The sequence below is a fragment of the Pseudomonas sp. MAG733B genome (assembly GCF_036884845.1).
In the GTDB taxonomy this organism is placed as follows: Bacteria; Pseudomonadota; Gammaproteobacteria; order Pseudomonadales; family Pseudomonadaceae; genus Aquipseudomonas.
Window position 1 is genome coordinate 1,393,783 of sequence record NZ_CP145732.1, and the last position, 17,524, is coordinate 1,411,306.

At 59.7% G+C, this 17,524-nt stretch carries 14 protein-coding genes and 1 tRNA gene; 11 read left to right on the top strand and 4 right to left on the bottom strand.

Annotation, left to right across the window (positions count from 1 at the left end; all coding sequences use genetic code 11):
• The first annotated feature begins 90 nt into the window (after positions 1-90).
• The 3 genes from rpsO (at position 91) to V6Z53_RS06295 (ending at position 2,896) form a co-directional block, all read left to right on the top strand.
• Positions 91-360 (top strand): 30S ribosomal protein S15, encoded by a 270-nt coding sequence (gene rpsO / locus V6Z53_RS06285; RefSeq protein WP_046820615.1) that lies wholly within the window; start codon positions 91-93, stop codon positions 358-360.
• A 216-nt stretch (positions 361-576) separates the two neighbouring features.
• Positions 577-2,682: a polyribonucleotide nucleotidyltransferase gene (pnp, locus tag V6Z53_RS06290; protein WP_007915263.1), complete on the top strand. Its 2,106-nt coding sequence runs from the start codon at positions 577-579 to the stop codon at positions 2,680-2,682.
• A 138-nt stretch (positions 2,683-2,820) separates the two neighbouring features.
• Positions 2,821-2,896, top strand: a tRNA-Thr gene (locus tag V6Z53_RS06295).
• An 8-nt stretch (positions 2,897-2,904) separates the two neighbouring features.
• Here V6Z53_RS06295 and V6Z53_RS06300 read toward each other — a convergent pair.
• On the bottom strand, positions 2,905-3,411 hold the full coding sequence (locus tag V6Z53_RS06300) for a hypothetical protein (protein WP_338584647.1): 507 nt from the start codon (positions 3,409-3,411) through the stop codon (positions 2,905-2,907).
• Between the two features lie 296 nt (positions 3,412-3,707).
• Here V6Z53_RS06300 and V6Z53_RS06305 point away from each other — a divergent pair, with 296 nt between their 5' ends.
• A complete protein-coding gene (locus V6Z53_RS06305; RefSeq protein ID WP_338584648.1) occupies positions 3,708-4,013 on the top strand; it encodes a DUF6388 family protein in 306 nt (101 codons plus the stop codon).
• 108 nt (positions 4,014-4,121) lie between these two features.
• Here V6Z53_RS06305 and nadC read toward each other — a convergent pair whose 3' ends face one another.
• On the bottom strand, positions 4,122-4,970 hold the full coding sequence (gene nadC, locus V6Z53_RS06310; protein ID WP_338584649.1) for a carboxylating nicotinate-nucleotide diphosphorylase: 849 nt from the start codon (positions 4,968-4,970) through the stop codon (positions 4,122-4,124).
• A gap of 234 nt (positions 4,971-5,204) precedes the next feature.
• Here nadC and ampD point away from each other — a divergent pair, with 234 nt between their 5' ends.
• From ampD to V6Z53_RS06330, 4 genes are all read left to right on the top strand, one after another.
• The gene (ampD, locus tag V6Z53_RS06315; RefSeq protein ID WP_338584650.1) at positions 5,205-5,780 is read left to right on the top strand and encodes a 1,6-anhydro-N-acetylmuramyl-L-alanine amidase AmpD; all 576 of its coding nucleotides are present in this window, start codon (positions 5,205-5,207) and stop codon (positions 5,778-5,780) included.
• Positions 5,777-6,613 carry a regulatory signaling modulator protein AmpE gene (gene ampE / locus V6Z53_RS06320; protein WP_338584651.1) on the top strand — a complete coding sequence of 279 codons (837 nt, stop codon included), beginning with the start codon at positions 5,777-5,779 and terminating at the stop codon, positions 6,611-6,613. Before ampD ends, ampE begins: the two co-directional genes overlap by 4 nt.
• A 569-nt stretch (positions 6,614-7,182) precedes the next feature.
• The gene (locus tag V6Z53_RS06325) at positions 7,183-9,213 is read left to right on the top strand and encodes a methyl-accepting chemotaxis protein (protein ID WP_338584652.1); all 2,031 of its coding nucleotides are present in this window, start codon (positions 7,183-7,185) and stop codon (positions 9,211-9,213) included.
• 242 nt (positions 9,214-9,455) lie between these two features.
• Entirely contained in the window at positions 9,456-9,845 is a 390-nt protein-coding gene (locus V6Z53_RS06330; RefSeq protein WP_338584653.1) for a hypothetical protein, read from the top strand.
• On the opposite strand, the gene V6Z53_RS06335 is transcribed toward V6Z53_RS06330, so the two are convergent.
• Positions 9,846-10,622, bottom strand: a complete 777-nt coding sequence (locus tag V6Z53_RS06335; protein WP_338584654.1) for a TatD family hydrolase — start codon at positions 10,620-10,622, stop codon at positions 9,846-9,848.
• Between the two features lie 3 nt (positions 10,623-10,625).
• The gene (cra, locus tag V6Z53_RS06340) at positions 10,626-11,621 is read right to left on the bottom strand and encodes a catabolite repressor/activator (protein WP_338584655.1); all 996 of its coding nucleotides are present in this window, start codon (positions 11,619-11,621) and stop codon (positions 10,626-10,628) included.
• Positions 11,622-11,914: 293 nt separating this feature from the next.
• Here cra and ptsP point away from each other — a divergent pair, with 293 nt between their 5' ends.
• Genes ptsP through V6Z53_RS06355 form a run of 3 tightly spaced genes read left to right on the top strand, consistent with a single transcriptional unit; the run spans position 11,915 to position 17,468 of the window.
• Entirely contained in the window at positions 11,915-14,776 is a 2,862-nt protein-coding gene (gene ptsP / locus V6Z53_RS06345) for a phosphoenolpyruvate--protein phosphotransferase (RefSeq protein WP_338584656.1), read from the top strand.
• On the top strand, positions 14,776-15,717 hold the full coding sequence (gene pfkB / locus V6Z53_RS06350; protein WP_338584657.1) for a 1-phosphofructokinase: 942 nt from the start codon (positions 14,776-14,778) through the stop codon (positions 15,715-15,717). The genes ptsP and pfkB overlap by 1 nt, the downstream gene beginning before the upstream one ends.
• Positions 15,718-15,728: 11 nt before the next feature.
• Entirely contained in the window at positions 15,729-17,468 is a 1,740-nt protein-coding gene (locus V6Z53_RS06355) for a PTS fructose-like transporter subunit IIB (RefSeq protein ID WP_338584658.1), read from the top strand.
• Positions 17,469-17,524: the final 56 nt, after the last annotated feature.

Here is a 17,524-nt window from a genome sequence, read left to right on the forward strand (position 1 = left end):
CGGTCACTACTCATTTTTAGATACAGGGATTTGTCCCTGGCCTGTTGAAACTGTTTTTCTGAAACAGTTTCCTGATAAAAGGATTGCCTCATGGCTCTCGACGTTCAAGAAAAAGCTCAAATCGTAGCTGACTACCAGCAAGCTGTTGGTGACACTGGTTCGCCAGAAGTGCAAGTTGCACTGCTGACCGCCAACATCAACAAACTGCAAGGTCACTTCAAGGCCAACGGTAAAGATCACCACTCCCGTCGTGGTCTGATCCGCATGGTTAACCAGCGTCGTAAGCTGCTGGACTACCTGAAAGGCAAAGACGTGAGCCGTTACAGCGCTCTGATCGGTCGCCTGGGTCTGCGTCGCTAATAAGCGATTGCGCTAGAGGTTGGTTGTCTGTCGTGCGTCAGCGGTTTTCCGCCGGCGCATGGCAGGCTCCCAGCCTCAAGTTTTATCTGGATGTCTGCTTTACTGCTTTACCTGTGTGAGTACACCCGGACAACCGGTCGGGCCGATTCCCGACATTGCCCAAGAATTTCGCAAGAAACCCGTTTCCCCAAGAGCCACAAAAGAAGGTAGGACACCGTGAACCCGGTAATCAAAAAATTCCAGTTCGGTCAGTCGACCGTTACCCTCGAGACTGGCCGTATCGCCCGTCAGGCCTCCGGCGCAGTATTGGTCACCGTTGACGACGACGTCAGCGTATTGGTGACCGTAGTCGGTGCCAAACAAGCCGATCCAGGCAAGGGCTTCTTCCCTCTGTCTGTTCACTACCAGGAAAAGACTTACGCTGCCGGTAAGATCCCTGGCGGTTTCTTCAAGCGTGAAGGCCGTCCTTCCGAGAAAGAAACCCTGACTTCCCGACTGATCGACCGTCCGATCCGTCCGCTGTTCCCAGAAGGTTTCATGAACGAAGTGCAGGTTGTCTGCACCGTCGTTTCCACCAGCAAGAAGACCGATCCGGACATCGCTGCGATGATCGGTACCTCGGCTGCGCTGGCAATCTCCGGTATTCCTTTCGATGGCCCGATCGGCGCAGCCCGCGTCGCTTTCCACGAAAGCACCGGCTACCTGCTGAACCCGACTTACGAGCAACAAGCTGCTTCGAGCCTGGACATGGTCGTTGCCGGTACTTCGGACGCTGTGCTGATGGTTGAATCGGAAGCCAAAGAGCTGACCGAAGACCAGATGCTGGGCGCGGTACTGTTTGCTCACGACGAGTTCCAGGTTGTGATCAACGCTGTTAAAGAACTGGCTGCCGAAGCTGCCAAGCCAACCTGGACCTGGGCTCCTGCGCCAGAAGCCACCGAACTGCTGGGCGCTATCCGTGCCGAGTTCGGCGAAGCGATCTCCCAGGCTTACACCATCACCGTCAAGGCCGACCGTTACGCTCGCCTGGGCGAGTTGAAGGATCAGGTTGTTGCCAAGCTGTCCGGTGAAGAAGGCCAGCCTTCGTCCAGCGAAGTCAAAGCGGCTTTCGGCGAAATCGAATACCGCACCGTTCGCGAAAACATCGTAAACGGCAAGCCACGTATCGACGGTCGCGACACCAAGACCGTACGTCCGCTGAACATCGAAGTCGGCGTTCTGCCAAAGACCCACGGCTCGGCTCTGTTCACCCGTGGTGAAACCCAGGCTCTGGTTGTTGCGACTCTGGGCACCGCCCGTGACGCACAGCTGCTGGACACCCTGGAAGGCGAGAAAAAAGACCCGTTCATGCTGCACTACAACTTCCCTCCGTTCTCGGTAGGCGAGTGTGGTCGCATGGGTGGTGCTGGTCGTCGTGAAATCGGTCACGGCCGTCTGGCCCGTCGTTCGGTTTCGGCCATGCTGCCTGCCGCTGACGTGTTCCCGTACACCATCCGCGTAGTGTCGGAAATCACCGAATCCAACGGTTCCAGCTCGATGGCTTCCGTTTGCGGTGCTTCCCTGGCCCTGATGGACGCTGGTGTACCGATGAAGGCACCGGTTGCCGGTATCGCCATGGGTCTGGTTAAAGAAGGCGAGAAATTCGCAGTCCTGACCGACATCCTGGGCGACGAAGATCACCTCGGCGACATGGACTTCAAAGTAGCCGGTACCGCCAAAGGCGTTACTGCGCTGCAGATGGACATCAAGATCAAGGGCATCACCGAAGAGATCATGGAGATCGCTCTGGGCCAAGCCCTGGAAGCGCGCCTGAACATCCTCGGCCAGATGAACCAGATCATCGGCCAGTCGCGTACCGAACTGTCGGCCAACGCACCGACCATGATCGCGATGAAAATCGACACCGACAAAATCCGTGATGTCATCGGTAAAGGCGGCGCGACCATTCGTGCGATCTGTGAAGAGACCAAGGCTTCGATCGATATCGAAGACGACGGCTCGATCAAGATCTTCGGCGAAACCAAGGAAGCGGCTGAAGCTGCACGTCAGCGCGTTCTGGGCATCACCGCTGAAGCCGAAATCGGCAAGATCTACGTGGGTAAGGTTGAGCGCATCGTCGACTTCGGCGCATTCGTCAACATCCTGCCGGGCAAGGACGGTCTGGTTCACATCTCCATGCTGAGCGACGCTCGCGTAGAGAAAGTGACCGACATCCTGAAAGAAGGCCAGGAAGTGGAAGTACTGGTACTGGACGTGGACAACCGCGGCCGTATCAAGCTGTCCATCAAAGACGTAGCAGCAGCCAAGGCTTCGGGCGTTTAATCACCCGCCAGGCTTGACCGCTTCAACGTTTAAAAAAGCCCCGCAGTGAAAACTGCGGGGCCTTTTTTTATCGTATGAAAAACCGGGAAACGGGTCGAAGTTGCCGGTATTGCTTCGCGATGCTAGGTTTAGCCCACTGCCCGTGTAGCTCAGTTGGTAGAGCAGCGCACTCGTAACGCGAAGGTCGCAGGTTCGATTCCTGTCTCGGGCACCATCCCCCTCTTACTTCACCTTGCTTCTCAATTCGTCGACAGTGCGTTTGAGCTGATCCATTTCGCGATCCTGATCACTGACTTCCCGTTTGAGATTCGATATCTCGCTGTTGCTGGAACTCGAGCTGGAGCCGCTGTTGCGCTTCAACTCTTCGACCTGCTTGCTCAGATTCTCCAGCTCACGCTCCTGCTCGTTGACGGTGCGCTTGAGCTCGTCGATCTCTTTGCCACTTGAACTTGAGCTGGAGCCGCTGCTGCGCTTGAGTTCTTCGATCTGACGCGCTTGATCGTTGAGGGTGGTTTGCATTGCCTTCAGGTCACTGACGTCGAAATCTGTCTTGACCATGACGTCTTTGCCATACTCACTTTGAATCGCGGTGATTTTGCCGCTGGAAGACGAGTAGCCATTACTCAATTCAATGCCGGCCAGTGCCGTTCCCGGTAGCGCCAGAATCCCCAGCAGTGCCGTGATTGTGGTGGCTGACAGTGCAGACGAAAGCTTCGAAAAACTACGCATCACTTGAGTTCCATGTGAAGTGCCATATGGCACATCGCTATGACTCGGGGGCTGATCTAATGTTCCCGAGTGCCACCGGCGGTGAATTCTTTTTTTTGGGATGGATGTAAAGAGTCGTGTAAATCGTCCGACAAAAGTCCTATATTCGGTGCCTGCATGAGCTTCGCCCAGCAGTTTTCAGATGATCCCGAATGGTTCTGAAGGCCAGACAAACCGGGCTGCAATCGGTTTTTTGCGTCAGAGAGATCCTTGATGATCCAGATCCATCTTCCATTCCCATGATCAGCGAGAACGCCATGACCGTGAAAGAATTGACTCAAGAGCAACGACACGAAGAAGCCCTGAAGAAGTACGCACTGGATGCGCCCCAACTGATAGAAGAGATCAAGGACCTGCCGGCCGACGATCAGAAAGACCAGATTCAGTGGGCGTTCGAGGATGAGGCCGAAGCCCAGGGCTTGCAGCCGTGGGAACTGACGCTCAAGTACACATCAAGCCCGGAAGAGTACGAGGCTGCCCGCCTGGCGTTGCACAAAGAGGCCGCCGAGGTCTTGGGTGTCGAGTGGGAAGAGTACTGCGAGATGAACAATCTGGTGGTTTGACGAAAAACTCTAACTGACCCGCTTTTGTAGGCGCGAGGCTTGCCCGCGATAGCGTCCTTAAGATCGCTATCGCCGGCAAGCCGTGCTCCTACAGGTTTATTGTGTGGCTCAGAGACTCAGTCGCATCGACAAGTCAACGGCCTTCACGTCCTTGGTCATTGCACCAATCGAGATGTAGTCCACACCGGTTTCGGCGATCGGCAGCAAGGTGCTTTCGTTGATCCCGCCACTGGCTTCCAGTTTTGCCTTGCCGCCGTTCAGACGTACGGCTTCGCGCATGTCATCCAGGCTCAGTTCGTCGAGCATGATGATGTCGGCGCCCGCCGCCAGGGCCTCTTTGAGCTCTATCAGGCTTTCCACTTCAATCTCCACCGGTTTGCCCGGCGCGATCTTGTGTGCGGCGGCGATAGCCTGTGCGATGCCACCGCACGCGGCGATATGGTTTTCCTTGATCAGGAAAGCGTCATACAGGCCGATGCGATGGTTGTGGCAACCGCCGCAGGTCACGGCGTACTTTTGCGCCAGGCGCAGACCCGGCAAGGTCTTGCGGGTGTCCAGCAGTTTCACCTGAGTCCGGGCCACGAAGTCGGCCAGGTACTGAGCGCGGGTGGCTACGCCGGACAACAGTTGCAGGAAATTCAGCGCGCTGCGTTCACCGGTCAGCAGCGAACGAGCCGGGCCTTCGAGGTGGAACAACACTTGATTGGGCTTGACCCGCTCGCCATCGGCGACCTGCCAGTGCACCGCAACTCGCGGGTCCAGTTGCCGAAACACGTTATCCACCCAGGCAGTACCGCAGATGACGGCGGCGTCGCGGGTGATGATGGTGGCTTTGGCCAGGCGTTCGGCGGGGATCAATTGCGCGGTGATGTCGCCGCTGCCGACGTCTTCGAGCAACGCACGGCGCACGTTGGCTTCGATTTCGGCGGTCAAATCGGCGAGACGTAGATTCGGCATAACGGGCTCCACAAACAAAGTGGCCCGATTATAGGGCCATGGCGCGGAGCAACCCAAGGCATCCGAGACGTTGCCATCGCTCTGAAGCCTGCATTTGGTCGATTCCCTCCCGCAACCGGGCTCTTGAAGCGGTGATCGGCAATCTGCGAGCACTCAATCGCGGCAAGTGATCGCGTCCTGAGGGGCTATCGCGGCATACTGGGCTCCAACACAGTCATCGTTGAAGGAAACGGTATGCAGTTGGACCCCGCGAGCGGTTGGTGTCAGGACGTGCGTTTGTGCCCCTCACCCAACTTCAATGCGCGCCCCACGGGCGAAATTTCCCTGCTGGTGATCCACAACATCAGCTTGCCGCCGGCGCAATTCGCCACGGGCAAGGTGCAGGAATTTTTCCAGAATCGTCTGGATGTCACGGAGCACCCTTACTTTGAGGGGATTGCCGATCTGCGCGTTTCTGCGCACTTTTTGATCGAGCGTGATGGCGCGGTCACTCAGTTTGTATCCTGCCTTGAGCGCGCCTGGCACGCTGGCGTTTCGAGTTTCGAGGGGCGGGAAACCTGTAACGATTTTTCCCTGGGCATTGAGCTGGAGGGCACGGATGATCTGCCGTTCACCGATGCTCAGTACGACGCATTGATTGCCCTGACCCGGCAACTGCAAAACGTCTTCACGGCCATTACTCCACAGCGTATTTGCGGGCATAGCGACATCGCGCCCGGGCGCAAGACCGATCCGGGACCGGCGTTCGACTGGGCACGCTATCGCGCGGCGCTGGCTAAAGCCGCAGTGGAAAAAGAGGAGCGACAATGAGTTTTCTGGTGTTGCTGTTGGCGGTATGGATCGAGAAGTTCTCGGCCTTGCGCCACCAGATTCAGCGAGATGGCGGTTGGGTGCGCGAGCTGCATAAACTCGAGTCCAGCCCGCGCCTGGCGAAAAAGCCATGGCTGGTTTTGCTCGTGTTGGTGTTGTTGCCGGTTGCGCTGTTGGGGTTGCTGTTGCTGGTGCTGGACCCGGTGGCTTATGGGCTGCTGGCGTTGCCGGTGCATCTGCTGGTGGTGATTTACAGTCTGGGGCGCGGTGATCTGCTGGCGGGTCTCGGGCCGTTTCGTGATGCCTGGCGCCGAGAGGACCTGCAAGCCGCGGCCCATGTCGCCAAACGTGACCTGGATATCTGCGCCGACAGTGGCGAGCAACTGCTGGAGCGGGTCGAAGGACATTTGTTGTGGGAGGCGTACCAGAGCTTTTTCGCGGTAATTTTCTGGTACTTCCTGTTGGGGCCGGTCGCTGCCCTGAGTTATCGGTTGCTCGCCTTGGCCGAGGAGCATGGGCAGAACCCTGCGGTGGTCGAGCGTGCTGCTCAGTTGCGCCATGCGTTTGATTGGGTGCCGGTGCGGTTGCTGGCGGCGAGTTTTGCCTTGGTCGGCAATTTTGTTGCGGTGAGTCGGGTGATGTTGCATGAGTTGCTGAACTGGAACATCAGTGCCGCGCAGTTGATCGAGAAAGCCGGGTTGGTGGCGGCTGAAATCCCGGCGCCGGTGGTTGGGCCTGAGGGCATCAATAATCTTGATCGGATCTGGGAGTTGTTGCTGCGGGCGGCGGTGCTTTGGTATGCGGGGTTTGCGCTTTGGACGGTGTTGCCTTAGGTCGATTTTGCTTGTTGCGTACATATCCATTCCTGCGGTAACGGCGGCTGGCGGTTTCGCCCTTACGGCGACTCACTTTTTTGACAAACGCCTCAAAAAAGTAAGCAAAAAAAACGCTCGCCCCGAACGTACCGCCCCTCGCTGGGGCTCGGGGTTCCTTCGCTACGGTATCCATCCGGGACACTGCCCTCCGGTCTGCTACGCGACGACCTACATGCAGCGTGTTCGACTGCGTCGAACGGCGCTGCGCGCCACTCCCCGGATGAACACCTCCACTCAGCGTCCCGAGGGGGCGGGTGGATCAAGATCAACCGAGGCGGCCTACCGGCCGGCCTGCTTGTTTGGTTCGTACGCATTTCAACTGTGGGAGCCAGCCTGCTGGCGATGGCGGTCTGACAGCCGACCTGATTTCGCGGTTGCATCACGAACAAACCAAAACGCCCCTCCGTTAACCTTAAGTTACAAAACCATCTCCTGTTTTGAGCTATACAGGAATAGCGCCCAATGGTGGCTATCTGCTGCCTGGCTGCGCCTGCGAATAAAAATAAGAAATCAAAGGGAGACTTCCAGTGAAGAGCTTGCTCTATCCCGCCGTTGCACTGATGAACCGCTTGAGCTTCGGCATGAAGTTCAGTTTGATCAGCGTCCTGTTCCTGGTGCCGATGCTGGTGACCAATTTCTATCTGGTGCGCGACTCCTATCGCGAATTCCAGGGCACCCGCATCGAGCTGCAAAGCCTCGACTTGCTGGGCAGCAGTCTGACGCTACGGCGCGATCTGGAAACCCTGAACAATCTGGTGCAGATCAACGTCACCCTCGGTCAGTCGGGCAAGGCCAGCAACGTCGAATCGCAGATCACCACGCTTGAACAAAGCATTCTGGCGCGCCTGCAAGGGCTGACCGCGATGACCACCGATCCGGAGCAGATCGCGGTGTTCGACGGCAAGCGCGATGAAATGATCGCCGTGTTCAAGGCTCAGCAAACGGAAAATTCCCTGCAAAGCAAAAGTGCGCTGATCGGCAAAATGGTCGGCAGCGCGCAGATTTTCAGCCAGATCGTCACCAGCCAGGCCGGCCTGAGTCGAGACAATCAGAGCGACATGCGCCAGTTGAGCGAGCTCGTGACCGTCGTCACGCCGCGTGTCACCCAGATTCTGGGTGAAGGCCGGGCGATGGGTTCCTATTCGTTGGGGCAAGGTTTCCTCAATTCGGCATCGAGCACCCGTTTTGATGAATTGCTGTCGCAGATTGAAAAGCTTCAAGGCGAATATGGCTTGAAATTGCAGGACGCGCTTAGCTCCAGCAAAGCCGCGCGGGAAACCCTTGCTGCCCAGGCTGATAGCAGCAAGGCGTCGTTGAAAAAGGCCAGCGAGTTGTTCGAAGAACAGGTGGTGATGGCCGACACGCTGGATGCGCCGTGGCAGGCTTTTTACGATCAGGTCACGGGTCTGATGGACCAGACTTACCAGCTCAATGAAGCCACCCTGAAGTTTCTCGACACCCAGTTGCAGCAGCGCCTTGAGCAAAACCGCACGCACATGATCCTGCAGGCTGTAGCGCTGTCGGTGGTGTTTGTACTGATTTTTTACCTGTATGGCGGCTTCTATTTCTCGACCCGCACCACGCTCAAACGCCTTGGCGGGGTGATGGACAAAGTGGCGGCCGGCGACATGACGGTCACGTTCAGTGCCCACAGCCGCGATGAGCTGGGCGAGTTGGGCGAGGTGTTCAATGGCACCGTGAAAAAAATCCATGACCTCATCGAACGCGTCGGGCAAACCGTCAGCGAAGTCGAGCGCCAGGCTGGGCAAGTGGAAAACGTGTCTGCGCAAAGTAATCAGGCTGTCGCCGGTCAGCGTACGCAGATCGAGCAGGTCGCCACGGCGATGAACCAGATGTCGGCTACGTCACTGGAGGTTGCGCGCAGTGCCGCTGCGGCGGTCAGCAGTGCCCACAGCGTCAACGATGAAACCATCAGTGGTCGTGGGTTGGTGCAGTCGCAGCAGGGCAGTATCGCCGCGCTGGCGAGCGAGATCGATCAATCGGTGCTGGTGATCAATCAATTGGCCAGCGACAGTCAGTCCATCAGCCGTGTACTGGAAGTGATCAAGAGCATTGCCGAGCAGACCAACCTGTTGGCGCTGAACGCCGCGATCGAAGCGGCGCGGGCCGGAGAGCAGGGGCGTGGTTTTGCGGTGGTGGCGGACGAGGTCCGGACCCTGGCCAAGCGCACGCAGCAATCGACCGAGGAAATCGAGCAGATGATCGCCAGGCTCCACGGTGGTGTCGGCGCCGCGGTGAAGGCGATGGGGGTCAGCCACGAGATGGCGAATGGCACCGTGGGCCAGTCGGAAAAGGTCCAGCAGGCGCTGGAAAATATCCTCGGTGCGGTGGGCATGATCGTCGACCAGAACCAGCAAATCGCGGCCGCCGTAGAGCAGCAAACCGCCGTGGCCCATGACATCGACCAGAACATCGTCGAGATCAACCGCGCCGGCGAGCGTACCGCCGAAGGTGCGCACCAGACTGAGGATGCCAGCCGCGCGTTGTCGGCGCAGGTGGTGGAGCTGAAACAGCTGATCAGCGCGTTCCGGGTCTGAAGGAACACCTGGATTCCTGTGGGAGCGGGCTTGCCCGCGAAAGCGGTCTGTCAGTCACTTTGATGTTGAGTGTGCCGGCGTCTTCGCGGGCAAACCCGCTCCCACAGGTTTAGTGTCTCGCCTGACGGCTTCGTAGTGTTTTTCCTTATTCGAGGTAGGATTTCTCCTGTTTTTCTGCGCCCTCTGATATTTCGTCTTCAATGAAGGAAGATCCACTTCACTGACACAGAGGAGGCCCAGTCATGTCCGCAGCAACGCTTGGAATCCAGGGGCATTGTGCCCATTGCCAGCGCACGCTGTTGCTCAAGCCCTGGCAGCTCAATGCCATTGCAATCAATGAACCCTTCACCTGTTCCCACTGCCAGAAAGCCTTGCAGTTGAATGATCCGAAACAGATCAAGCGCTTCAAGTCGCTGGACTCAGTGGCCATGTTGAAGGCGAGCCTGTTGGTCACGGTGTGCACTGCGTTGTTGGTGGCACTGGTGTTGGAGTGGGTCGGACTGCTCAGCGTCGTGGAGCAGCTGAACGCTTCGTTGCTGGCGATTTTTGTCTACTTCATCGCCGTAGGGTTTGCCCGGCAGCGTCAGCACATGACATTGATTCTAGAAGCCGCCAAGGCGCACACCGACTGATTACCAGTCGAACAACTCACAGGCATTGGCAGTACTGGCGGCGGCTAATTGCTCTGGGCTGATGAGCATTATTTCAGCCAGCGCCGCGCAGATCGCCGGCAGGTGCGCCGGGCTGTTGCGTTGGCCGGGGAACATGGCGGGCGCCATGTCCGGGGAGTCGGTTTCCAGTACTACCGATTCCAGCGGCAACTCGGCGAGCACGCGGTGCATGCGCAGTGCCTGCGGCCAGGTCGCCGCACCGCCCAGGCCCAGTTTGAAGCCGAGCTTGATGTATTCCCGGGCTTCTTCACGGCTTCCTGCAAAGGCGTGGATGATCCCGGCACGTTTCAACTTGAAGCGCTTGAGCGTGGCGATCACCGCGGCGTGACTGCGCCGTACATGAATCAGCGCGGGAAGATTGAAGTCCACCGCCAGTTGCAGTTGCGCATCGAACAGCGCTTGCTGACGTTCGCGGTCGAGGGTTTCGATGAAGTAGTCCAGGCCGATTTCACCCACCGCGCACAGTTGCCGGTGACCGGCCAGCCGCGTCAGCCAGTCGCCGAGTTCCGTCATATGTTCGGGGCGATGATCGTCCAGATAAACCGGGTGCAAGCCGAACGCGGCATGCAGGTCGGGATCGCTTTGCACCAGCTCCCACACGCGCTGCCAATTACCCTGATAAACCCCCAGCACCACCATCTGTCGCACGCCGAGCGCGCGGCTTTCGGTCATCAGCGCCTGACGATCCGTGTCGAAGTCCGGAAAGTCCAGGTGGGTGTGAGTGTCGATCAGGTCCATGGCTCAGTCCTGACGAATCCGCTGCTTGAACGTACGCGCGATGGCCTGTACGCCAGGTTGGTAATCCGATTGCTCGATGGCCGCCAGAGCCAGCTCCAGTGCTTTATCGGCGATCAACTGATGCTGCTGGGCCATGGCGTTGACTGGCAACGGCAGGAAGTCCAGCAATTGCGTATCACCAAATGTGCCAAGGCGCAGCGGGCGAGTCTTGAGCGGGAAGTCGTGCAAGGCATCGAACACGCCTTGCAGCAACACGTAGGAAGTGGTCACCAGCGCTTCGGGCAAATGCCCTACGCGTTGCAGTAACTCTTCCATCAACTGTTTGCCGCATTCACGGCTGAAGGATTCGCCGTGTTCGACCAGCACTTCGCCTTTGAATCCGGTCAGCGCCTCTTTGAATCCGGCGGCCCGTTCCTGGCTGATGCTCAACTCCGGACGCGCACCGATCAAGGCGATCTGCTTGGGCAGCGGGTCGAGCAGGCTGCGAGTCAGTTGCAGGCTGGCTTCGCGATCGTCGCTGATCACCGAGCAGAAATGTTCCGGCTCCATGACCCGGTCGATGGCGATGATCGGAATGCCTTTGGCCTGCAATTGCCGATAGCTGTCGTCGCCGGTCGGCAGACAACTGGCAACGATCAGCGCATCACAGCGTCGGGCGCGGAACAGTTTGAGCAATTGCCGTTCGCTTTCCGGTGCGTCGTCGGAACTGGCGATCAGCAGCTGATAGCCGCGTGCCCGCGCACCTTGCTCCAGCAACTTGGCGATTCGCGCGTAACTGGGGTTTTCCAGGTCCGGCAAAATGAAACCCAGGGTGCGGGTGTGGCGACTGCGCAGCCCGGCGGCCTGGGGGTTGGGCGTGAAGCCGTATTGTTCGACCACCGCGCGCACGCGCTCGACGGTCGCGCTGCTGATGCGTTGTTGTTCGGCCTTGCCGTTGATGACGTAGCTGGCGGTGGTAACGGACACACCGGCCAGCTGGGCGATATCACTGAGTTTCAACCCGCGAGTTCCTTGTTTTTTCGAGCATGCCCGACATTTTCGTCAATCCTACCCGATTCAGGCAGTCGACCATCGTCGCCACGCATCCGACAATTGGGCTTCAAGACTGAGAGATTATCGAGTAACGTGCCAATCATTCTAGATTAAACGTTTCAGCAAGCGTATTTTCTACGTTATCAGCGCTTTTTGCCGGTTCTGCCGTGAAACCGCCAAATATTGTCCTGCGACAAGCGCGTAAGCTGAATCATTCAAAACAATACCTGGTGCCCACAGGCGCCAAAAAGGAGAAAGGCATGCTCGAGCTCACTGTAGAGCAGATATCCATGGGCCAGTCGGCTGTGGATAAGTCCGCAGCGTTGCAATTGCTGGCCCGGCATCTGGTTGCTGACGGCCTGGTCGCCGAGGGTTACCTCGCCGGCTTGCAGGCGCGTGAGGCCCAGGGCTCGACCTTTCTCGGTCAAGGTATTGCCATTCCCCACGGCACGCCAGAAACCCGCGATCAGGTGTTTTCCACCGGCGTGCGCCTGATGCAGTTTCCAGAAGGCGTGGATTGGGGCGATGGGCAGATCGTGTATCTGGCGATTGGTATCGCGGCCAAATCCGATGAACACCTGCGCTTGCTGCAACTGCTGACTCGCGCCCTCGGCGAAACCGATCTGGGCCAAGCGCTGCGTCGCGCCAGCACGGCCGAAGCCTTGCTGAAATTACTGCAAGGTGCGCCGCAGGAGTTGGCGCTGGATGCGCAGATGATCGGTTTGGGCGTGGCCGCCGAAGATTTCGAAGAACTGGTCTGGCGTGGCGCGCGATTGCTGCGTCACGCCGACTGCGTGAGCAACGGTTTCTCCGCCGTGTTGCAGCAGGTCGAAGCGTTGCCGCTGGGCGATGGCCTGTGGTGGCTGCACAGCGAGCAAACGGTCAAGCGCCCGGGGCTGGCCTTCGTCACTCCGGACAAACCATTGCGCTATCTCGGTCAGCCGCTGAACGGACTGTTCTGTCTGGCCAGCCTCGGTGAGGCCCATCAAGCCTTGCTCGAACGCTTGTGCGCGTTGCTGATCGAAGGTCGCGGTCATGAATTGGGTCGCGCCACCAGTTGCCGCGCAGTGCTGGAAGTGCTCGGCGGTGAGTTGCCAGCCGATTGGCCGAGCGCACGCATTGCACTGGCCAACGCCCACGGTTTGCATGCGCGCCCGGCGAAAATCCTCGCGCAACTGGCAAAAAGTTTTGAAGGCGAGATCCGCATTCGCATCGTCGATGGTCAGGACAGCGCCGTGTCGGTAAAGAGTTTGAGCAAGCTGCTCAGCCTCGGCGCCCGTCGCGGTCAGGTGCTGGAAATCATCGCCGAGCCAAGCATCGCCGCCGATGCCTTGCCGGCGCTGTTGGCCGCGATCGAAGAAGGTCTGGGCGAAGAAGTCGAGCCGCTGCCACCGGTGAGTCAGCCGCGTGAAGAAGTCGTCGAGATAGCCGAAGTGCTTTTGGCGCCAGCGTCCGGCAGTCTTGTGCAAGCGATCGCTGCCGCACCGGGAATCGCCATCGGCCCGGCGCACATTCAAGTCCTGCAAACCATCGAATACCCGCTGCGCGGTGAGTCCGCTGCGATTGAGCGCGAGCGTCTCAAGCAAGCGCTGGCATCGGTGCGCAACGACATTCAGGGCTTGATCGAACGCAGCAAGGCCAAGGCCATTCGCGAGATTTTCATCACCCATCAGGAAATGCTCGACGACCCGGAATTGACCGATGAAGTTGATACCCGTCTCAAGCAAGGTGAAAGCGCCGAAGCGGCGTGGATGTCGGTGATTGAAGCGGCGGCCAAGCAGCAGGAAGCGTTGCAGGATGCGTTGCTCGCCGAGCGCGCCGCCGATTTGCGTGATATCGGCCGACGGGTGCTGGCGCAACTCAGCGGTATCGAAACCCCGCACGAGCCGGATCAGCCGTACATTCTGGTGATGGATGAAGTCGGCCCGTCTGATGTGGCACGTCTTGACCCGGCCCGCGTGGCCGGCATTCTCACTGCCCGTGGCGGCGCAACGGCTCACAGCGCTATCGTCGCCCGTGCCCTCGGCATTCCGGCGCTGGTCGGTGCGGGGCCTGCGGTGTTGCTGTTGGCGCCGGGCACGCCGTTGTTGATTGATGGCCAGCGCGGTCGCTTGCATGTGGACGCCGACACGGCGACCTTGCAGCGCGCCACCGAAGAGCGCGACACCCGCGAACAACGATTGAAGGCTGCCGCCGAACAACGCCATCAACCGGCGCTGACCACAGACGGTCATGCGGTTGAAGTGTTCGCCAACATCGGTGAGAGCGCCGGTGTTCACGCAGCGGTGGAGCAGGGCGCCGAAGGCATTGGCCTGTTGCGCACCGAGCTGATTTTCATGGCCCACCCGCAAGCGCCGGACGAGGCGACCCAGGAAGCCGAATACCGTCGCGTCCTCGATGGCCTCGCCGGGCGACCGCTGGTGGTGCGCACCCTCGATGTCGGCGGCGATAAACCACTGCCGTATTGGCCGATCGCCAAGGAAGAAAACCCGTTCCTCGGCGTGCGCGGCATTCGCCTGACCCTGCAGCGGCCGCAGATCATGGAAGCGCAGTTGCGTGCCTTGTTGCGCGCTGCCGACAACCGTCCGCTGCGGATCATGTTTCCGATGGTTGGCAGCGTCGATGAGTGGCGTCAGGCGCGGGACATGAGCGAACGCTTGCGTCTGGAAATCCCGGTTGCGGACCTGCAACTGGGGATCATGATCGAAGTGCCGTCGGCGGCATTGCTGGCGCCGGTACTGGCCAAGGAAGTCGACTTTTTCAGTGTCGGCACCAACGACCTGACGCAGTACACGCTGGCCATCGACCGTGGTCATCCAACGCTTTCCGCTCAGGCCGATGGCTTGCATCCGGCGGTGCTGCAACTGATCGACATCACCGTGCGCGCAGCCCATGCCAACGGCAAGTGGGTTGGCGTCTGCGGTGAACTGGCCGCCGATCCGCTGGCGGTTCCGGTGCTGGTCGGATTGGGTGTGGATGAGCTCAGTGTCGGTGGTCGCAGCATCGCCGAGGTCAAGGCGCGGATTCGTGAACTCAGCCTCGCCCAGTCTCAAATTCTTGCCCAACAGGCGCTGGCCGTGGGCAGCGCCAATGAAGTGCGCGCATTAGTGGAGGCGCTGTAATGGCCCGAATTCTTACCCTGACCCTCAACCCGGCGCTCGACCTCACCGTCGAGCTGTCGCGCCTGGAGCCCGGTCAGGTCAACCGCAGCGACGCCATGCACACCCACGCCGCCGGCAAAGGCGTGAACGTGGCGCAGGTATTGGCAGACCTCGGGCATCAGCTGACGGTCAGCGGTTTCCTCGGCGAAGACAACCTGCAAGCGTTCGAAACCCTGTTCGCCAAACGCGGTTTTGTCGACGCGTTCATCCGTGTGCCCGGCGAGACCCGCAGCAATATCAAGCTGGCGGAAAGCGACGGGCGCATCACCGACCTCAACGGTCCGGGGCCGCAGGTCAGCGCGGCGGCGCAGCAGGCATTGCTGGATCGGCTCGACCAGATAGCGCCGTCGCATGACGCTGTCGTCGTCGCCGGCAGCTTGCCGCAAGGCGTCAGTCCGCAGTGGTTGCAGGCGCTGATTCTGCGATTGAAAAACCTCGGTTTGAAGGTCGCTCTCGACACCAGCGGCGAAGCGTTGGCCGCTGCGCTCAAGGCCGGTCCGTGGCTGATCAAACCCAACACCGAAGAGCTGGCGGAAGTGCTGGGCTGCGACGTGGTTTCGGTGCTGGCGCAAGCTGAAGCGGCGAGCCGTTTGCACGCTCAGGGTATCGAGCATGTGGTGATCTCCCACGGTGCCGAGGGTGTGAATTGGTTCAGCGTCGGCTCGGCGCTGCATGCCACGCCGCCCAAGGTCAGTGTCGCCAGTACGGTGGGCGCGGGCGACTCGTTGCTGGCGGGCATGCTCCACGGATTGCTCAGCGCCGATACGCCTGAGCAGACCTTGCGCACCGCCACGGCGATTGCCGCGCTGGCGGTCACCCAGATCGGTTTCGGCATTGGCGATGCGGTGCAGCTGGCGTCGCTCGAACAGGGTGTGCGCGTGCGTCCCCTGACAGAACAATAAGAGGGTTGGTCATGAAGTTAGCCATTGTTACTGCCTGCCCGAACGGCATGGTCACCAGTGTGCTGTGCGCCCGTTTGCTCGATGCAGCGGCCCAGCGTCAGGGCTGGAGCACCAGTGTCGAAGTCACCGATGTCGCGCATCCGGAAAAACAACTGTCGGCGGCCACCCTTTCAGCGGCCGAGTGGGTGTTGCTGGTGACCAGCGCGCCGGTGGACATGTCCCGATTCGTCGGCAAACGCGTGTTCCAGAGCACGCCGGCCCAGGCCCTGCAAGATGTCGAAGCAGTGCTGCGCCGTGGTGCCGAAGAGGCTCAGGTTTATCTCGCGCCTGAAGCTGTCGCCGAACCTGTTGCCGTCACCAAAAGAGCCCCGCGTCTGGTGGCGGTCACCGCTTGCCCGACCGGCGTGGCGCACACGTTCATGGCCGCTGAAGCCTTGCAGCAAGCGGCCAAGCATTTGGGCTATGACTTGCAGGTAGAAACTCAAGGCTCGGTCGGCGCGCGAAATCCACTTAGCGCGCAGGCCATCGCCGATGCCGATGTGGTGTTGCTGGCGGCGGATATCGAAGTCGCCACCGAACGCTTCGCCGGCAAGAAAATATACCGTTGCGGCACCGGCATTGCGCTCAAGCAAGCCGAAGCGACGCTGAACAAAGCCCTTGCCGAAGGAACGCAGGAAAGCGCCTCGACCGGCGCCAAGGGCCCGGCCAAGCAAGAGAAAACCGGCGTCTACAAACACCTGCTGACCGGTGTGTCGTTCATGTTGCCGATGGTGGTGGCGGGCGGTTTGATGATCGCGCTGTCGTTCGTGTTCGGCATCACCGCGTTCAAGGAAGAAGGCACGCTGGCGGCGGCGCTGATGCAGATCGGCGGCGACACCGCGTTCAAACTGATGGTGCCTTTGCTCGCAGGATACATCGCCTACTCGATTGCCGATCGCCCGGGCCTGGCGCCGGGAATGATTGGTGGTCTGTTGGCGAGCACGCTGGGCGCCGGTTTCATCGGCGGGATCATTGCCGGTTTCATCGCCGGCTACGCGGCACAGGCGATCAATCGTTATGCGCGGTTGCCGCAAAGCCTCGAAGCGCTGAAGCCGATCCTGATCATCCCGTTGCTGGCGAGTTTGTTCACTGGGCTGGTGATGATTTACGTGGTCGGCAAACCGGTGGCGGGGATGCTCGCCGGGCTCACGCATTTCCTCGACAGCATGGGCACCACCAACGCGATTCTGCTCGGCGTGTTGCTGGGCGGGATGATGTGCGTCGACCTCGGCGGACCGATCAACAAAGCCGCTTATGCGTTCTCGGTGGGGTTGCTGGCGTCGCAGAGTTATGCGCCGATGGCCGCGACCATGGCGGCCGGTATGGTGCCGCCGATTGGCCTCGGCATCGCCACGTTCATTGCCCGGCGCAAATTCGCCCAGACCGAACGCGAGGCGGGTAAAGCGGCGCTGGTGCTGGGCTTGTGTTTCATCTCTGAAGGGGCGATTCCGTTCGCCGCGAAAGACCCGTTGCGGGTGATTCCGGCGAGCATTGCCGGTGGTGCGCTGACTGGCGCGTTGTCGATGTATTTCGGCTGCAAGCTGATGGCGCCGCATGGTGGGTTGTTTGTGCTGATGATCCCGAATGCGATCAACCATGCGTTGCTGTATTTGCTGGCGATTGTTGCCGGGAGTTTGTTGACGGCGGTGGTGTATGCGTTGGTGAAGCGGCCAGAGTCGGTTGAGATGGCGCTGGAGCCGGCCAAGGCCTGACACATAACCTTGTAGGAGCCGAGCTTGCTCGCGATGACGGACTGACATTCAACATC